Below are 17,038 nucleotides of genomic sequence, written 5' to 3'. Positions count from 1 at the left end.
TTTGCGTTGAAGCCAACTGCGCCATACTGCGCGCTGATTTTTTCGGGGCGGGAAGTGCATGAGCAGGTGCTGGATGAAGGTTTCGGGTTTGATTGCAGCGTTGCTGGCCGTGGCTCCGGTAGCGCTGGCGGCCTCGGCGCAGCCGTTGACCCAAGTGAAGGTGATCAAGGTGCAATCGCCGGCCTGTGGCCTGGAAGACATCGGTGATGGCCAGACGCAGACCCAATGCAATCACAACGGGCCGAGCATCAAGGTCTATGTGCTGGAAGTCGGATACGGTCAGAGCCAGCCGCATGCCACCCTGGATGGTTTCGAGGTGAACGGCACCCGAGCGCCGGTCTGTGCCTTTGATAATGGCAACCTGACCGAGTGCACCCCGGGGCGCAGTACCGTCGGGTCTCTTTATACCTTCGATCTGGCGGGCAAGCAGGAAGGCACCTTCAGCTTCAGCAACACCTCGATCAACGCGCCACGCAACACGATGTCGACCCAGCTTTACATCAAGTAACGGCTGTCTGCGAACAGGGCCGGACAAAGCTGTCTACGCTTGGAAGATCACCCAGCGGATAACGCCCATGACCTTTAGAGTCCTGATTACCCTCGCCGAGGGCATCGATGATCTGCAAAGCGTGACCCTGATCGACGTGCTGCGCAGGGCCGGCATCGAAGTGGTGGCCGCCAGTATTGAAGGGCGACGCATGCTCACCTGCGCGCGTGGCACGCGCCTGACCGCCGACGGCATGCTGGTCGATGTGCTGGCGCAAACCTTCGACCTGATCGTCCTGCCCGGCGGCGCCGTCGGCGCACAACACCTGACGGCGCATCAACCGTTGCAACAGTTGGTCAAGGATCAGGCCAGCGCCGGACGCCTGTTCGCCGCCATCGCCGAATCCCCGGCCGTCGCCCTGCAAACCTTCGGCGTGTTGCGCCAACGGCGCATGACCTGTTTGCCCGGCACCAGTCATCAACTGTCGGGCTGTACATTTGTTGATCAACCGGTGGTGGTCGACGGCAACTGCGTCACCGCCCAAGGCTCCGGCGCTGCGCTGGAATTTGCCTTGACGCTGGTCGAGCAACTGGGCGGCAAGGTCTTGCGGGCGAAAGTGGCGGGGGAGTTGTAGGTCTGGATCGCTTCAGACCTTCGCCTCTTCCGCCGGCAGATGCATCCGGTCCCGGTTCGCCAGCGTCGGAAACAACTTGATCCACGTCCCAGTCACCACCAGCGTGCCGATGCCACCCATGACCACCGCTGGCACGGTGCCGAACCAGTGGGCGGTGAGGCCGGATTCGAATTCGCCGAGCTGATTCGAAGCACCGATAAACAGGCCGTTCACCGCGCTGACCCGGCCGCGCATTTCGTCCGGGGTTTCCAGTTGTACGAAGGAGGCGCGGATCACCATGCTGATCATGTCCGCCGCGCCGAGCACCACCAATACTGCCAGCGAGAACCAGAACGAGGTGGACAGGCCGAAGGCGATGGTCGCAACGCCGAATATTCCGACCGCCGTGAACATCACCCGGCCAACATTGCGCTCCACGGCAAATCGCGCGAGAAACAGCGACATCCCCAGTGCGCCGACCGCCGGAGCCGAACGCAGCAAGCCGAGGCCCCATGGTCCGGTCAGCAGGATGTCTTTGGCGAATACCGGCAGCAGCGCCGTGGCCCCGCCGAGCAGTACCGCAAACAAATCCAGCGAAATAGCGCCGAGAATGTCCGGGCGACTGCGAATGAAGCGAATTCCCGCCAGCAATGAATCCAGCGTCGCTTTGCCTTTGTTCAGCGGCGTTTGCCGTGCGGGCAGGTTGAGCATCAAGGTGCAGGCAATGACGTAGAGCAGCACGGTCGGGCCATACACCCAGACGCTGCCGAACGCGTAGAGCAAGCCGCCCAGCGCCGGGGCGACGATGGTGGCCGACTGTTGCGCCGACTGTGCCGCTGCCACTGCCCGCGGGAATAGCGCGCTGGGCACGATGCTCGGCAGCAGTGCCTGGGTGGTCGGCATCTCGAACGAACGCGCCGCGCCCAGCAGGAAGGCGAGGATGAAGATCATCTCGCGGGTGACGTGATCGGTGGCGCTGCCGATGGCCAGCGCCAGGGCGATCAATGCCTGCAACGACTGACAGATCGCCGCAACTTTGCGCCGGTCGTAACGATCAGCGACATGCCCGGTGTGCAACATGAACAGCACACGCGGGGCGAATTCGACCAGCCCGACCAGACCCAGATCGAGGACGTTGCCGGTCAATTGGTAGAGGTTCCAGCCAATTGCCACGGTGAGCATCTGAAAGCCGCTGGCGGTAAAAATCCGCGCGAACCAGAAAGCAAGAAACGGACGATGGTGACGTAACAGCAGGGGCTCTTGGCTGGGCATCTGAAGGCAGGTCTGGCTCGAGGGGAATGGCGAGGTTATCACCAGTCTGTAACAGGAAGTTGCTATGACAAAAAATTTAGTTAGCCAGACATCTATTTCGCCCGTTGCCTGACTGCGTGTGGCGAGGAGATGCATGGCAAAGGGTTGCTGCTGCAGTGAGGCAACTTGTCACGCGGCAAACGACCACGCAGTTCTTCGTCGGAAATGGGACTACTCTTTCAACGTTGCTTGATCCAGATCAAGACCCTCCCGGGCCATGCTCTGGTGGCCCGTTGGCCAGACTCCCCGCGTTGCGATGGTTGTTTAAAAAGAACGAATCAGAATTCGCCGCACTCCATATCCGTGGGGGCAGTAGGCGCAGGGGCCAAAAGCCCCACAGCCGGTTTTACCTGACAGAGGAAGACTTATGTTCGGTTTAGAGGCACTCGATCTCGCCCGAATTCAGTTCGCGTTCACCATCTCGTTCCACATCCTGTTCCCGGCCATCACCATCGGCCTGGCGAGTTACCTCGCGGTACTCGAAGGCTTGTGGCTGAAAACCCGTAACGACACCTACCGTGACCTCTACCATTTCTGGTCGAAGATCTTTGCCGTCAACTTCGGCATGGGCGTGGTCTCCGGGCTGGTCATGGCCTACCAGTTCGGCACCAACTGGAGCCGGTTCTCGGATTTCGCCGGCGCCGTCACCGGGCCGTTGCTGACCTATGAAGTGCTCACGGCGTTTTTCCTCGAGGCCGGTTTCCTCGGTGTGATGCTGTTTGGCTGGAACAAGGTCGGACGCGGACTGCACTTCTTTTCCACTGTCATGGTGGCGATCGGTACGCTGATTTCGACGTTCTGGATTCTCGCTTCCAACAGCTGGATGCAGACCCCGCAAGGCTTCGAGATCGTCAACGGTCAAGTCATCCCCACCGACTGGCTGGCGATCATCTTCAACCCTTCATTCCCGTATCGCCTGATGCACATGGCGACGGCAGCGTTCGTCGCCACGGCGTTCTTCGTCGGTTCTTCGGCGGCCTGGCACTTGCTGCGCGGCAAGGACAACCCGGCGATCCGCACCATGCTGTCGATGGCGATGTGGATGGCGTTGATCGTCGCACCGATCCAGGCCGTCATCGGCGACTTCCATGGTCTCAACACCCTCAAGCATCAGCCGGCGAAAATCGCCGCGATCGAAGGTCACTGGGAAAACAAAGGCGACGAAGCGACGCCGCTGATCCTGTTCGGCTGGCCGGACATGAAAGAAGAGAAAACCAAATTCGCCGTGGAGATTCCGTACCTCGGCAGCCTGATCCTGACTCACTCGCTGGACAAACAGGTTCCGGCGCTCAAGGAATTCCCGCCGGAAGACCGGCCGAATTCGACCATTGTGTTCTGGTCGTTCCGGATCATGGTCGGCCTCGGTTTCCTGATGATCTTCACCGGTTTGTGGAGCCTGTGGCTGCGTAAACGCGACTCGCTGTACACCTCGCGACCTTTCCTGTACCTGGCGTTGTGGATGGGGCCGTCCGGTCTGATCGCGATTCTCGCGGGCTGGTTCACTACGGAAATCGGTCGTCAGCCGTGGGTGGTTTACGGCTTGATGCGCACCGCAGATGCGTCTTCCAACCACAGCTTCATGCAGATGAGCATCACGCTGATCATGTTTGTGGTGGTGTATTTCGCCCTGTTCGGCGCTGGTCTCGGCTACATGATGCGCCTGGTGCGCAAGGGGCCGAAGATCAGCGAAGGCGCCGAGACGCCGGACGGTGGTCCAGGCAAGAAACGCACACCTGCGCGTCCGTTGTCCGCTGCCGACGATACGGCTGATGCCGATCACGGCGACGATGACATTCGCCTGACCAAGGAGATTTGAGCCATGGGTATTGATCTTCCGCTGATCTGGGCCGTGATCATCATCTTCGGCATCATGATGTACGTGGTCATGGACGGCTTCGATCTGGGTATCGGGATTCTTTTCCCGTTCATCCCGGGCAAAGTCGACCGTGACGTGATGATGAACACCGTCGCCCCGGTCTGGGACGGCAACGAAACCTGGCTGGTGCTGGGCGGCGCAGCGTTGTTCGGCGCCTTCCCGCTGGCTTATTCGGTGGTGTTGTCGGCGCTGTACCTGCCGCTGATCTTCATGCTCATCGGTTTGATCTTCCGTGGCGTGGCCTTCGAGTTCCGTTTCAAGGCCAAGGACGACAAGCGTCATCTGTGGGACAAAGCCTTTATCGGCGGCTCGGTGGCGGCGACGTTCTTCCAGGGCGTGGCGCTCGGAGCATTCATCGACGGCCTGCCGGTGGTCAATCGGCAGTTTGCCGGTGGCTCACTGGACTGGCTGACACCATTCACGATGTTCTGCGGCGCCGCATTGGTGGTTGCCTATGCTTTGCTCGGCTGCACCTGGCTGATCATGAAAACCGAGGGCAAGCTGCAGGAGCAGATGCATGACCTGGCACGGCCATTGGCTTTCGTCCTGCTGGCCGTGATCGGTATTGTCAGTATCTGGACGCCGATGGCTCATCCGGATATTGCAACTCGCTGGTTCAGCATGCCAAACCTGTTCTGGTTCATGCCGGTGCCGATTCTGGTGCTGGTGACGATGTACGGACTGATCCGCGCCGTGGCGCGCAACGCCAACTACATGCCGTTCCTGCTGACCCTAGTGCTGATCTTCCTCGGCTACAGCGGCCTGGGCATCAGCCTGTGGCCGAACATTGTGCCGCCGTCGATCTCGATCTGGGACGCCGCCGCACCGCCGCAAAGTCAGGGGTTCATGCTGGTGGGTACGCTGTTCATCATTCCGTTCATCCTGGGTTACACCTTCTGGAGCTACTACGTGTTCCGCGGCAAGGTCACCCATGAAGACGGTTATCACTAAGCACAACCCTGCTCGCGATGGCGTCGGCAGCGGCGCCATCAATGTTGAAGAGGTTTAACAAAATGCCCGGCAAACATTCCCTGCACGATATTGAAGAAGCCGAAAAAAAACCGCTGTGGCAGCGGCTCGGTTGGTTGGCCTTGATCTGGGTCGGCAGCGTCGGTGTGCTGTTTATCGCTGCCAGCCTGATGCGCATGTTCATGAACGCCGCAGGCCTGACCACACACTGAATCATCCCGTCCCGGCGCCTTCGGGTACGGTTTTGCAACCCTCCTCACGGAGGGTTTTTTTTGCCTTGAGATCTACTTGCGCGCTTTGAGGATGACGAATTTCGGCGTGGCGGCCACTTGTTCCACGCCGCGGAACAACCGCGCCAGTTTGCTGTGGTAACCCAGATGGCGGTTGCCGACGATATACAGCGCGCCACCCACCACCAGCGCTTCGCGCGCCTGCTGGAACATGCGCCAGGCGAGGAAGTCGCCCACTACCTGCTGCTGATGGAACGGCGGATTGCACAGCACCACCTCCAGTGATTGCGCTTCCTGTCCGGCCAGGCCGTCGCCGGCTCGCACGATCACTTCACGATCGCCCAGCGCTGCGCGCCAGTTTTCGCGAGCCGATTGCACCGCCATGAACGACTCGTCGACCAGCGTGTAGTGCGCATCAGGGTTTTGCAGAGCACTCGCGATTGCCAGTACACCATTACCACAGCCCAGATCGGCGACTCGGGCGCTGCCCAGATTTTTCGGCAGATGCGGCAGGAAGGCTCGCGTGCCGATATCCAGGCCTTCGCGACAGAATACGTTGGCGTGGTTGAGCAACTCGATCGATGGCTCGTCGAGGCGATAGCGTGACGGGTAGGGCGAGACTGTCGGGGCTTTTGCTTCAGGCGTGGCGATCAACAAGCGAGCCTTTTTCACCGCCAGCGAGGCTTGCACCGGGCCAATGTAGCGCTCAAGCAGATCACCGGCGGCGCGTGGCAGGTGTTTGACCATGGCCGCTGCGACGACTTCGGCGCCGGGAGCGAGTTGTCCCTGCAAGCGAATCAGTTGTTCTTCCAGCAGTGCGAGGGTTTTCGGCACGCGGATCAGCACCCGGTCGAACGGTCCGACCAATGGCTCGCTGGCGGGAATCCCGCGAACAGCGTCAAACGCCTGACCATTGCGCAGCAGGTTTTTTTCCAGGCCCTGGAAACCCAGAAACGAGTCACCGCTGCTACTGACCCTGACCTTGCCCGACAAACTGGCAGCCAAGGCACCAAAGCTGTCGTTGAGCACCAATACTCGCGTGTCCGCCGCCGGTTGTTGCGCCGCCAGATGGTTGAGCAGGTATTCGTCAGCGGCATCGAAGGCTTGCAGCGGTTCGTTCTGCTGTTCGGGCTGGCGGATCAGGTCGAGTTGGGCAAACGGCGTATCAAGCAGAGGCATGGGGCGGGAACTCAGGGTAATCAACGGGGTGTTCCACAGCCCTGACATTGCGCTGCGGCACCGCCCGAGTGTAATGCAACGCCGAACGTTCAGGTCATCACTCAGGAGGGGCGCGAATGGTACGTTTTTTTCTACGTTATTACCTGCACGTTTTATAGGGGACGCAAGACTCTTTGATTAGATGATGCCGGCTCTGGCGGCCGCGATGACAGCGGAAATCTTGTTGCAGACGTTGAGCTTCTCGATGACGTTCTGCACGTGGTAGTTCACGGTGCGTTCGCTCAGGCTGAGGATTTTCGAGATCTCATAGGCGGTCTTGCCGCCGGCTGACAATTGCAGAACCTCCAGTTCGCGTGGCGACAGATGTGGTTGGCGGGGCTTGAGAGACTGGGGCGGCAATGTCCGGGCAAACAGTTCACTCAGGTGACTGGTGGCGTAGAACATATAGCCAAAATGTTCATACAACTCCAGGGGACTGATGGGGCAGTGCTTGCGCGCCAGGCTGATGATGCTGCACAAACCGCTTTGCTCATGGTGGAACGACTGTTACCAGCCATGTTGCAGTCCATGTTGCTGCAAACCCTGCCATAGCTGAGGTGTTTGCGCGAATACGGATTGGCTCCAGACAATGGGCATCATTGAGTGATTGCAGTGTGCTATTAGTGGGTCGATTTTACCGTAGTTTTTTTGGTCATATTGCGTACTCCATTCTTTCGGGTAGTTATTGATTTGCAAGGTATCAAGGTGTAATTCCCGATGGGGTGAAGTCACCGAAACGGCGCAATAATTAAAGCCCAGGTTTTCAGCAAACCTCAACAGAATCGGATAAGCAGCATCAATTCCCTTAGCGAAGGTGAGTTGCTTTAACTGCGACTCCTTCCACGTTTCCATACTGAATCTCCATTGCTATTGCGGGGTGCAGAATGGATCCAAAAGATCCGGCACGGAAAGGAGTGTAGGACGTTTCGTACAATGAGCATTAAATTTTTTCGATATCGATCGTGGGAATGTTTTTATAAAAGGTTCTTAGCGAATGATGACTTTAGTATTCAGATCGTCATCCTAAATTTCAGTTTTACATTCAAGTTTTCTTGATGAGTTGAATTTCTATTCATGTCGCTAAATAGCTGAATGCCATTACTCATCGTCGGTGTTTAAGGGAGACAATATGCGCGACACTGAGGGCAATCGTTCAATGGAGTGCCCCATGACCGCCAGCGCCGAGAAATACACCACGCAGACGTTGCTTGATGTTCAACCCTTGACCCCAAGCCTGTTCACCTTGCGGACCACCCGGGACGCAGGTTTTCGTTTCCGCGCCGGGCAGTTCGCCAGGCTCGGTGTGACAAGGCCCGATGGCAGCATTGTGTGGCGCGCTTATTCGATGGTGTCGTCGCCTTTTGACGAGTTCCTCGAGTTCTTTTCCATCGTCGTACCGGGCGGGGAATTTACCAGTGAGCTGAGCCGATTGCAGGTCGGCGACACCTTGTTGGTGGATCGCCAGGCTTTCGGCTATCTGACGCTTGACCGCTTCGTCGATGGCCGCGATTTATGGCTGTTATCCACAGGCACCGGGGTGGCGCCTTTTCTGTCGATTCTGCAGGACTTCGAAGTCTGGGAAAAATTCGAGCGCATCATTCTGGTGTACAGCGTGCGCGAAGCGCGGGAGTTGGCCTATCAAGAGTTGATTGCCGGACTCACGCAGCGTGACTACCTCAGCGAGCATGCGCACAAGTTGCAGTTCATCGCGACGGTGACGCGTGAAGCGCATCCTGGCGCACTGCACGGGCGCATCACCACCCTGATTGAAAATGGTGAGCTGGAGCGCGCAGCCGGTGTGGAGCTGTCAGCGCAACACTCGCGCGTCATGCTGTGCGGTAATCCACAGATGATCGATGACGCGCGCGCGCTGCTGAAAAAACGCCACATGAGCCTCAGCCTGTCCCGCCGGCCCGGTCAGGTGGCCGTGGAAAACTACTGGTAAACAAACGGCGCCTCGAAGGCGCCGTTGTTTCTATCGTGCACAGAATTCAGGGCCGGGTGTTCTGGGCCTTGAGCAAGTCGCGGATTTCGCCCAGCAACTCTTCTTCCTTGGTCGGCACCGGTGGCAGGGTAGGGGCCACGGCCTCTTCGCGTTTGAGGCGGTTGATTGCTTTGACACCCATGAAAATGGCGAAAGCGACAATGATGAAGTCGAGTACGGTCTGCAGGAATTTGCCGTAGGCCAGTACCACCGCAGGGCTGTCTCCCACTGCGGCCTTGAGCGTGACGGCCAGATCACTGAAGTCTACCCCCCCGATCAACAGGCCGATTGGCGGCATGATGACGTCCCCGACAAACGACGAAACAATCTTGCCGAAGGCAGCACCGATGATGATACCGACGGCCATATCGACCACATTGCCTTTGACCGCGAAGGCCTTGAACTCGCTTAGCACGCCCATAGTTATTTCCTTGTTACAGATGAGTTTGGTGTACGCAGTGTAAATCAGCAAAACGCGTCCTGCGCGAAACACCTTCTTACAATGCCCGTTTTTATCGACACATCAATCGACGATTAGTTTGCAAAGTGCCAGCAGTCGCGCGCGAAATATACGGTAACTCGCTGATCGGAAAGCCAATTTTCTCAATCATGGCGTTACGTTCTTTCTATTTATGTTCGACGCCGCAGGCCTCTAGCCTTGGGTTGGCGCACCTGGATGCGCCCAAAAAAACCAGAGGATCCTGATATGAACTCCGCACTTGGACTGGGGGCTTTTCCCCGTCGTCGCACCCTCGGCGTACTCACCGCCAGCCTGTTGACCTTCTCCGTAAACGCCGCGCCGCTGACCCGCGATAACGGTGCAGCGGTCGGTGACAATCAGAACTCGCAGACCGCCGGTGCCAGCGGCCCGGTGCTGCTGCAGGATGTGCAATTGATTCAGAAGTTGCAGCGCTTTGACCGTGAACGCATTCCCGAGCGTGTGGTTCACGCCCGCGGCACCGGCGCCCATGGCACCTTCACCGTTACCAACGATCTCAGCGACCTGAGCAAGGCCAAGGTGTTCGCCGCCGGCCAGACAACGCCGGTATTCGTGCGTTTCTCTGCGGTGGTGCACGGTAATCACTCACCGGAAACCCTGCGTGATCCGCGAGGTTTCGCCACCAAGTTCTACACCGCCGACGGCAACTGGGATCTGGTCGGTAACAATTTCCCGACCTTTTTCATCCGCGACGCGATCAAGTTTCCCGACATGGTGCACGCGTTCAAACCGGATCCGCGGACAAACCTTGATGACGATTCTCGCCGATTCGACTTCTTCTCCCACGTACCGGAGGCTACCCGAACGTTGACCGAGTTGTATTCGAACTCGGGTACGCCGGCCAGTTATCGAGAAATGGACGGTAACGGTGTCCATGCTTATAAGTTGATTAACGCCAAGGGCGAAGTTCATTACGTCAAGTTTCACTGGAAGAGCTTGCAGGGGCTTAATAACCTCACGCCAAAACAAGTCGCGAAAGTTCAGGGTCAAGATTACAGTCATATGACCAATGATCTGGTGAGCAATATCAATAAAGGTAACTTCCCGAAATGGGACTTGTACATTCAAGTGCTGAAACCACAAGATTTGTCCAAGTTTGATTTCGATCCATTAGATGCCACCAAGATCTGGCCAGGTATTCCTGAGCGAAAAGTTGGACAAATGGTATTGAACCGTAATCCGGCAAATGTATTCCAGGAAACCGAACAAGTGGCCATGGCACCGGCCAATGTTGTTCCGGGTATCGAACCCTCCGAAGACCGTTTGTTGCAAGGCCGAGTGTTTTCTTATGCCGATACGCAAATGTATCGCCTGGGTGCCAATGCCCTGCAATTGCCGATCAATGCGCCGAAAGTTGCCGTGAACAATGGCAACCAGGATGGCGCGATGAACTTCGGCGCCAGCAACAGTGGTGTGAACTACCAGCCAAGCCGACTGCAACCCCGTGACGAGACGCCAGGCGCGCGTTACAGCCAGTTGGCGCTGTCGGGCAGCACGCAGCAGGCGAAGATCCAGCGTGAGCAGAACTTCAAGCAGGCCGGTGATCTGTATCGCTCGTTCAGCAAGAAGGAACGCCGGGACCTGATCGACAGCTTCGGCGGCTCGCTGGCGACCACCGATGACGAGAGCAAGCACATCATCCTGTCCTTCCTTTATAAGGCCGATCCGGAATACGGCACTGGCGTCACGGAAGTGGCCAAGGGTGACCTGAGCCGGGTCAAGGCGCTGGCAGCGAAACTGGTCGACTGACACCGATGTAGCGCACGCGGGGCCTGAGTCAGGCCCCGTTCCGTTAAAGGAGAATGCTGATGCGAACCTGTCTTTTACTCTTGGCCGGTTGCCTGTCGTTCGCGGCATGGGCGGCACCGGTCGAGCAGAGTCCCGCTGCGATCAAAGCCCAGCTACAGGACTACTACTTCGATGCGGCCCGACGTGGTGATGTGCCGATGCTCGACACGTTCATCGAGTCCGGCTATTCCCTCGACACCCGCGACAGCAAGGGTTACACCGCGCTGATTCTGGCGGCCTATCACGGTCAGGCCCCGGCCGTGGAGCGGTTACTTGCTGCTGGCGCCGATGCCTGTGCCCAGGATCAACGCGGCAACACCGCGCTGATGGGGGCGATTTTCAAAGGTGAAGTACAGATCGCCCGGCGCCTGATGGCTACCGATTGCAGCCCTGATCAGCGCAATGGCGCCGGGCAGACGGCAGCCATGTACGCCGGATTGTTCAAGCGCCTGGAATTGCTCGATGCGCTGAAAACCAAGGGCGCGGACCTGAATGCCGAAGATCCGTTGGGTAATAGCGCCACGCGTCTGGCCAGTGGCGAAATCCGTAGTGCGGCGCCGCGCTGATCGTCGGCACGTGCGTTATCATCGCGGTTTTTATCGGGGGTTCTGATGGCCAAGGCCAAGCGCATGTACGGCTGCACCGAGTGCGGCGCAACCTTTCCCAAGTGGGCGGGCCAGTGCGGCGAGTGCGGCGCCTGGAACACCCTGACCGAGACCATGATCGAAAGCGGCGGTGCCACGGCACCGACCGGGCGTACCGGCTGGGCCGGGCAACAGGCGCAGATCAAGACGTTGGCCGAAGTCAGCATCGAAGAGATTCCGCGCTTTTCCACCGCGTCCGGTGAACTGGACCGGGTCCTCGGCGGTGGTCTGGTCGACGGCTCGGTGGTGCTGATCGGCGGCGATCCGGGCATCGGCAAGTCGACGATCCTGTTGCAGACCCTGTGCAACCTCGCCAAAAGCATGCCCGCCCTGTACGTCACCGGTGAAGAATCCCAGCAACAAGTAGCGATGCGCGCCCGGCGTCTCGGACTGCCGCAGGATCAACTGCGGGTAATGACCGAAACCTGCATCGAAACCATCATCGCCACCGCCCGTCAGGAAAAACCCAAGGTGATGGTGATCGACTCGATCCAGACGATCTTCACCGAACAACTGCAATCGGCCCCCGGCGGCGTTTCCCAGGTACGTGAGAGCGCGGCGCTGCTGGTGCGATATGCCAAGCAGAGCGGCACGGCGATTTTCCTCGTCGGCCACGTTACCAAGGAAGGCGCGTTGGCCGGTCCCCGTGTTCTCGAACACATGGTCGACACCGTGCTGTATTTCGAAGGTGAGTCCGATGGCCGTTTGCGCTTGCTGCGCGCGGTGAAAAACCGTTTCGGCGCGGTCAACGAGTTGGGCGTGTTCGGCATGACCGACAAGGGTTTGAAAGAAGTCTCCAATCCTTCGGCGATATTTCTGACTCGTGCGCAGGAAGAAGTCCCTGGCAGCGTGGTCATGGCCACATGGGAAGGCACGCGGCCGATGCTGGTGGAAGTGCAGGCGCTGGTCGATGACAGTCATCTGGCCAATCCGCGGCGGGTGACGTTGGGGCTGGATCAGAACCGTTTGGCGATGTTGTTGGCGGTTTTGCATCGCCACGGTGGCATTCCGACTCACGATCAGGATGTGTTCCTCAACGTGGTCGGCGGGGTGAAGGTGTTGGAGACGGCATCGGATCTGGCGTTGATGGCGGCGGTCATGTCGAGCCTGCGCAACCGGCCGTTGCCGCATGATCTGTTGGTGTTCGGTGAGGTCGGGCTGTCGGGTGAAGTGCGTCCGGTGCCGAGCGGGCAGGAGCGTTTGAAGGAAGCGGCCAAGCATGGCTTCAAGCGGGCGATCGTGCCTAAAGGCAATGCGCCGAAGGAATCCCCTCCGGGTTTGCAGATCATCGCCGTGACCCGCCTTGAACAGGCGCTCGACGCATTGTTTGAGTGAACGCCGAACTTGTGGGAGCGAGCCTGCTCGCGAAGGGGCCGTGTCAGTCGGCATCATTGCTCAATGACACACCGTCTTCGCGAGCAGGCTCGCTCCCACAGGAGCTTTGTAGTGATGGCTAGATTTCGATCAAGGCACCCAGTTCGCGTTCCAGTTCGGCCTCATCCGCCAGATTCAACTCGATCAACCGTCGCAAGCGCTGGATCGATTCCAGGCTGATATGCCGGCAGACAAACCCCAACTGGCCGTTTTCCTCATGGGCCAAGTGCACATCCATCTCGATATCGACGTCATCGCTCAGATGAATGTCAACGAAGAAATCCTGTTCGCGATCCCCCAGCCACGGCTCCGGTCGCTCGATCAGCAGTCCCTTGAGCGACAGATCGATCAGCTTGACCGGCCAGATGAATTGGCCCTGACTCAGCTCGGTTCTGGCATCGAACGCAATACGTTTGAAACGACGTCGGTTGGCGGAGTGGTCGCTCATGGCGCAATCCTCTTGAAGGTTCGCTGACTATAGACCGCGAATGCGGGCGCCAGCCAATCGCTAAAGCGTCTAGACCAACGTCGGGGTATGGCCTTTGGCGCCGTAAGCGCTAAACTCGGGGTGGCTGTCTTTCTTGTCCACCCTGGCTGGAATAATAAAATGAAAAATAATAATAGCCTGCTACGCCACTTACCGTGGTTAGTGCTGGCAATCGTAGGAGCGTGCGCCCTGGGCGTAGTGGCATTGCGCCGCGGCGAGGCAATCAACGCCTTGTGGATCGTGGTCGCGGCTGTGGCCATTTATCTGGTTGCGTACCGTTACTACAGCCTGTTCATCGCTAACAATGTGATGCAACTCGATCCGCGTCGGGCCACCCCCGCCGTGCTCAACAACGACGGTCTGGACTATGTGCCGACCAATAAACACATTCTTTTCGGTCACCACTTCGCCGCGATCGCGGGCGCCGGACCTCTGGTCGGCCCGGTATTGGCCGCGCAGATGGGCTACTTGCCCGGCACGCTCTGGCTGATTGCCGGTGTGGTGCTGGCAGGCGCGGTGCAGGACTTCATGGTGCTGTTCATGTCGACCCGGCGCAACGGCCGTTCCCTGGGCGACATGGTGCGTGAAGAAATGGGCCGTATTCCCGGCACCATCGCCCTGTTCGGCTGTTTCCTGATCATGATCATCATCCTCGCGGTGCTGGCACTGATTGTGGTCAAAGCGCTGGCGGAGAGCCCGTGGGGCATCTTCACCGTAATGGCGACCATCCCGATCGCGATGTTCATGGGCATTTACATGCGCTACATCCGCCCGGGCCGCATCGGCGAGATCTCCGTGGTCGGCGTATTGCTGTTGCTCGGGTCGATCTGGCTCGGTGGGCAGATTGCTGCTGATCCGGTGTGGGCCAAGGCCTTCACCTTCACCGGCGTGCAGATTACCTGGATGCTGGTTGGTTACGGTTTCGTCGCTGCATCGCTTCCGGTGTGGCTGATTCTGGCGCCGCGTGACTATCTGTCGACTTTCCTCAAGATCGGTACCATCGTCGCCTTGGCGATCGGCATTCTGGTGACCATGCCCGAGCTGAAAATGCCGGCACTGACCCAGTTCGTCGACGGCACCGGCCCGGTGTGGAAGGGCGGTCTGTTCCCGTTCCTGTTCATCACCATCGCTTGCGGTGCGGTTTCCGGTTTCCACGCACTGATTTCTTCGGGCACCACGCCGAAGCTTTTGGATAACGAAACCAACGCCCGCTACATCGGTTACGGCGGCATGTTGATGGAGTCGTTCGTGGCGATCATGGCGATGGTTGCCGCTTCGGTGATCGAGCCAGGCGTGTACTTCGCCATGAACAGCCCGGCCGCCGTGGTCGGCAGTGATGCCGCGTCAGTGGCGCAAATGGTCACGAGCTGGGGCTTCGCGATCACGCCGGAAGCACTGCAAGCCGTGGCCCACGACATCGGTGAAACCACTATTCTGGCCCGTGCCGGTGGTGCGCCGACCCTGGCGGTCGGTATTGCGCAGATCTTGCACAGTGTCCTGCCGGGTGAAAACACCATGGCGTTCTGGTACCACTTCGCGATCCTGTTCGAAGCGCTGTTCATCCTGACGGCCGTGGACGCCGGCACCCGTGCCGGACGTTTCATGCTGCAGGACCTGCTCGGCTCCTTCGTTCCCGCGCTGAAACGCACCGAATCGTGGACCGCCAACCTGATTGCCACCGCCGGTTGTGTGGCGATGTGGGGCTGGTTGCTGTACCAGGGTGTGATCGATCCACTGGGCGGTATCAACACCCTGTGGCCGTTGTTCGGTATCTCCAACCAGATGCTGGCCGGTATCGCGCTGATGCTCGGCACCGTGGTCCTGATCAAAATGAAGCGCCAGCGCTACATCTGGGTCACCCTGCTGCCGGCTACCTGGCTGCTGATCTGCACCACGACGGCCGGCTTCATCAAACTGTTCGATGCCAACCCGGCGATCGGCTTCCTGTCGCTGGCCAAGAAATACAGCGATGCGCTGGCCAATGGTCAGGTGCTGGCACCGGCAAAAAGCGTCGAGCAGATGCAGCACGTGATCTTCAACGCTTACACCAACGCAACGCTTACCGCGCTGTTCCTGTTCGTGGTCTTCAGCATCCTGTTCTATGCGCTCAAGGTCGGCATCGCCGCCTGGGGCAAAAAAGAGCGTACGGATAAAGAATCGCCATTCCAGGCCCTGCCGGACGCGTAACCAGAGGATTGCACCATGTTCAATGACCTGAGTCGCCTCGGTAAATACCTCGGTCAGGCCGCGCGCCTGATGGTCGGCATGCCCGACTACGACACCTACGTCGAGCATATGCAAACCAAGCACCCGGACAAGCCGGTGATGAGCTACGAGATGTTCTTTCGCGAACGTCAGGAAGCCCGTTACGGTGGCAAGGGTGGGCCGAAGTGCTGTTGAGCTGACAGCGCAAGGTTGAGGTAATCCCTGTGGGAGCGAGCCTGCTCGCGAATACGGAGTGTCAGTTGATGAATAATTTGACTGGCACACCGCTTTCGCGAGCAGGCTCGCTCCCACATTTGTTTTCGTGTTGTTCATTTATTTGAAGGAGATCGAGTTTTGTCCTCTCCCATCCCGGTCACGGTACTCAGCGGTTTCCTCGGTGCCGGCAAGACCACCTTGCTGCGCCATATCTTGAAAGCCGAGCACGGCCTGAAAATCGCCGTGATCGAAAACGAATTCAGCGATGCCGGCATCGACACTCAGTTGCTCGGTGACGAACCGGTGCAAGTCATGACCCTGGCCAACGGCTGCGTCTGCTGCACCATTCACACCGACCTGACCAAAGCGCTGTACCTGCTGCTTGAGCGCCTGGACAGCGGCGAGATTGCGTTTGATCGCCTGGTCATCGAGTGCACCGGTCTGGCCGATCCGGCGCCGGTGGCGCAGACCTTTTTCATCGACGAAGAGCTGCGCGAGCGCTACCTGCTTGACGGCATCATCACCCTGGTCGATGCCGCGCACGCGGACGTGCACCTGACCCAGACCATCGCCCAGGCACAGATCGGTTTCGCTGACCGCTTGCTGGTGAGCAAGACCGATCTGGTCGATGAAGCCACGTTCACCGAGCTGAGCGAACGCCTGACGCGGATCAACCGGCGCGCGCCGATCCGAGTGGTGGAGCACGGCAACATCGATCTGGCGGAGCTGCTCGATGTGCGCGGCTTCAACCTCAATGCTGATCTCGGCGGTGGTTTGAGCTTGCGCCCGGTCAGCAAGGCGCCGTCGATTGATCGCATTTCCAGTCTGGTGTTGCGCACCGATCAGCCGCTGGATATCGATCAGCTCAGCGAGTTCATGAATGAGCTGCTGGAAGAACACGGCAAGCAGTTGCTGCGTTACAAAGGCGTGCTGAACATCGCGGGTGAGGATCGGCGCCTGGTGTTTCAGGGCGTGTTGAAGCTCTATGGCTTCGACTGGGATACCGAATGGGCCGAGGGTGAGGCGCGGGAAAGTGTGATTGTGTTTATTGCCGATGACTTGCCGGAAGAGAAGATTCGCGCGGGGTTTGCCAGAGTGGCTTCTGCCTGATGGATCCTGGTTGTCAGTGATGGCCTC

The 17,038-nt window shown here is 58.8% G+C and carries 16 protein-coding genes and 1 pseudogene; 12 read left to right on the top strand and 5 right to left on the bottom strand.

Going from position 1 to position 17,038, the window contains the following annotated elements:
- Nucleotides 1-58: 58 nt before the first annotated feature.
- Nucleotides 59-508, top strand: coding sequence for a DUF4879 domain-containing protein (locus tag M9827_RS22485; RefSeq protein ID WP_250607185.1), 450 nt, complete (start codon nt 59-61; stop codon nt 506-508).
- A gap of 67 nt (nt 509-575) precedes the next feature.
- Nucleotides 576-1,121, top strand: a complete 546-nt coding sequence (locus tag M9827_RS22480) for a DJ-1 family glyoxalase III (protein ID WP_250607184.1) — start codon at nt 576-578, stop codon at nt 1,119-1,121.
- 12 nt (nt 1,122-1,133) lie between these two features.
- Here the strand turns inward: M9827_RS22480 and M9827_RS22475 are convergent, their stop codons facing one another.
- A complete protein-coding gene (locus M9827_RS22475; protein ID WP_250607183.1) occupies nt 1,134-2,372 on the bottom strand; it encodes an MFS transporter in 1,239 nt (412 codons plus the stop codon).
- A gap of 406 nt (nt 2,373-2,778) precedes the next feature.
- Here M9827_RS22475 and M9827_RS22470 point away from each other — a divergent pair, with 406 nt between their 5' ends.
- The 3 genes from M9827_RS22470 to M9827_RS22460 all read left to right on the top strand — a co-directional run bounded on the left by M9827_RS22470 (nt 2,779) and on the right by M9827_RS22460 (nt 5,468).
- The gene (locus M9827_RS22470) at nt 2,779-4,227 is read left to right on the top strand and encodes a cytochrome ubiquinol oxidase subunit I (protein ID WP_250607182.1); all 1,449 of its coding nucleotides are present in this window, start codon (nt 2,779-2,781) and stop codon (nt 4,225-4,227) included.
- Between the two features lie 3 nt (nt 4,228-4,230).
- A complete protein-coding gene (cydB, locus tag M9827_RS22465; RefSeq protein ID WP_250607181.1) occupies nt 4,231-5,238 on the top strand; it encodes a cytochrome d ubiquinol oxidase subunit II in 1,008 nt (335 codons plus the stop codon).
- 62 nt (nt 5,239-5,300) lie between these two features.
- Nucleotides 5,301-5,468 (top strand): DUF2474 domain-containing protein, encoded by a 168-nt coding sequence (locus M9827_RS22460; protein WP_007909751.1) that lies wholly within the window; start codon nt 5,301-5,303, stop codon nt 5,466-5,468.
- 72 nt (nt 5,469-5,540) lie between these two features.
- On the opposite strand, the gene M9827_RS22455 is transcribed toward M9827_RS22460, so the two are convergent.
- Together M9827_RS22455 and M9827_RS22450 are read right to left on the bottom strand one after the other, a co-directional pair.
- On the bottom strand, nt 5,541-6,665 hold the full coding sequence (locus tag M9827_RS22455; protein ID WP_250607180.1) for a methyltransferase: 1,125 nt from the start codon (nt 6,663-6,665) through the stop codon (nt 5,541-5,543).
- 177 nt (nt 6,666-6,842) lie between these two features.
- Nucleotides 6,843-7,556, bottom strand: a pseudogene (locus M9827_RS22450) (autoinducer binding domain-containing protein).
- Nucleotides 7,557-7,872: 316 nt separating this feature from the next.
- Between M9827_RS22450 and M9827_RS22445 the strand changes: the two are divergent.
- Complete coding sequence (locus M9827_RS22445; protein WP_250607179.1) at nt 7,873-8,649, top strand: ferredoxin--NADP reductase; 777 nt, start codon at nt 7,873-7,875, stop codon at nt 8,647-8,649.
- A gap of 46 nt (nt 8,650-8,695) precedes the next feature.
- Here M9827_RS22445 and mscL read toward each other — a convergent pair whose 3' ends face one another.
- Nucleotides 8,696-9,109, bottom strand: coding sequence for a large-conductance mechanosensitive channel protein MscL (mscL, locus tag M9827_RS22440; protein ID WP_250607178.1), 414 nt, complete (start codon nt 9,107-9,109; stop codon nt 8,696-8,698).
- A 285-nt stretch (nt 9,110-9,394) separates the two neighbouring features.
- Between mscL and katB the strand changes: the two genes are divergently transcribed.
- The 3 genes from katB to radA are packed head-to-tail and all read left to right on the top strand — an operon-like array spanning nt 9,395 to nt 12,954.
- Nucleotides 9,395-10,936: a catalase KatB gene (katB, locus tag M9827_RS22435; RefSeq protein WP_250607177.1), complete on the top strand. Its 1,542-nt coding sequence runs from the start codon at nt 9,395-9,397 to the stop codon at nt 10,934-10,936.
- 59 nt (nt 10,937-10,995) lie between these two features.
- Nucleotides 10,996-11,541, top strand: a complete 546-nt coding sequence (locus M9827_RS22430) for an ankyrin repeat domain-containing protein (protein WP_250607176.1) — start codon at nt 10,996-10,998, stop codon at nt 11,539-11,541.
- 45 nt (nt 11,542-11,586) lie between these two features.
- Nucleotides 11,587-12,954, top strand: coding sequence for a DNA repair protein RadA (radA, locus tag M9827_RS22425; protein WP_007909773.1), 1,368 nt, complete (start codon nt 11,587-11,589; stop codon nt 12,952-12,954).
- A gap of 118 nt (nt 12,955-13,072) precedes the next feature.
- On the opposite strand, the gene M9827_RS22420 is transcribed toward radA, so the two are convergent.
- Nucleotides 13,073-13,441 (bottom strand): PilZ domain-containing protein, encoded by a 369-nt coding sequence (locus M9827_RS22420; RefSeq protein ID WP_250607175.1) that lies wholly within the window; start codon nt 13,439-13,441, stop codon nt 13,073-13,075.
- Between the two features lie 159 nt (nt 13,442-13,600).
- Here M9827_RS22420 and M9827_RS22415 point away from each other — a divergent pair, with 159 nt between their 5' ends.
- The 3 genes from M9827_RS22415 (at nt 13,601) to yjiA (ending at nt 17,011) form a co-directional block, all read left to right on the top strand.
- Entirely contained in the window at nt 13,601-15,667 is a 2,067-nt protein-coding gene (locus M9827_RS22415) for a carbon starvation CstA family protein (protein ID WP_041477781.1), read from the top strand.
- 15 nt (nt 15,668-15,682) lie between these two features.
- A complete protein-coding gene (locus tag M9827_RS22410) occupies nt 15,683-15,880 on the top strand; it encodes a YbdD/YjiX family protein (protein ID WP_003228401.1) in 198 nt (65 codons plus the stop codon).
- A gap of 159 nt (nt 15,881-16,039) precedes the next feature.
- The gene (yjiA, locus tag M9827_RS22405; protein ID WP_250607174.1) at nt 16,040-17,011 is read left to right on the top strand and encodes a GTPase; all 972 of its coding nucleotides are present in this window, start codon (nt 16,040-16,042) and stop codon (nt 17,009-17,011) included.
- The last annotated feature ends 27 nt before the right edge of the window (nt 17,012-17,038 follow it).

This window comes from Pseudomonas sp. AKS31, assembly GCF_023634765.1.
GTDB lineage: Bacteria > Pseudomonadota > Gammaproteobacteria > Pseudomonadales > Pseudomonadaceae > Aquipseudomonas.
This window is presented reverse-complemented; position numbering and strand designations above follow the sequence as displayed.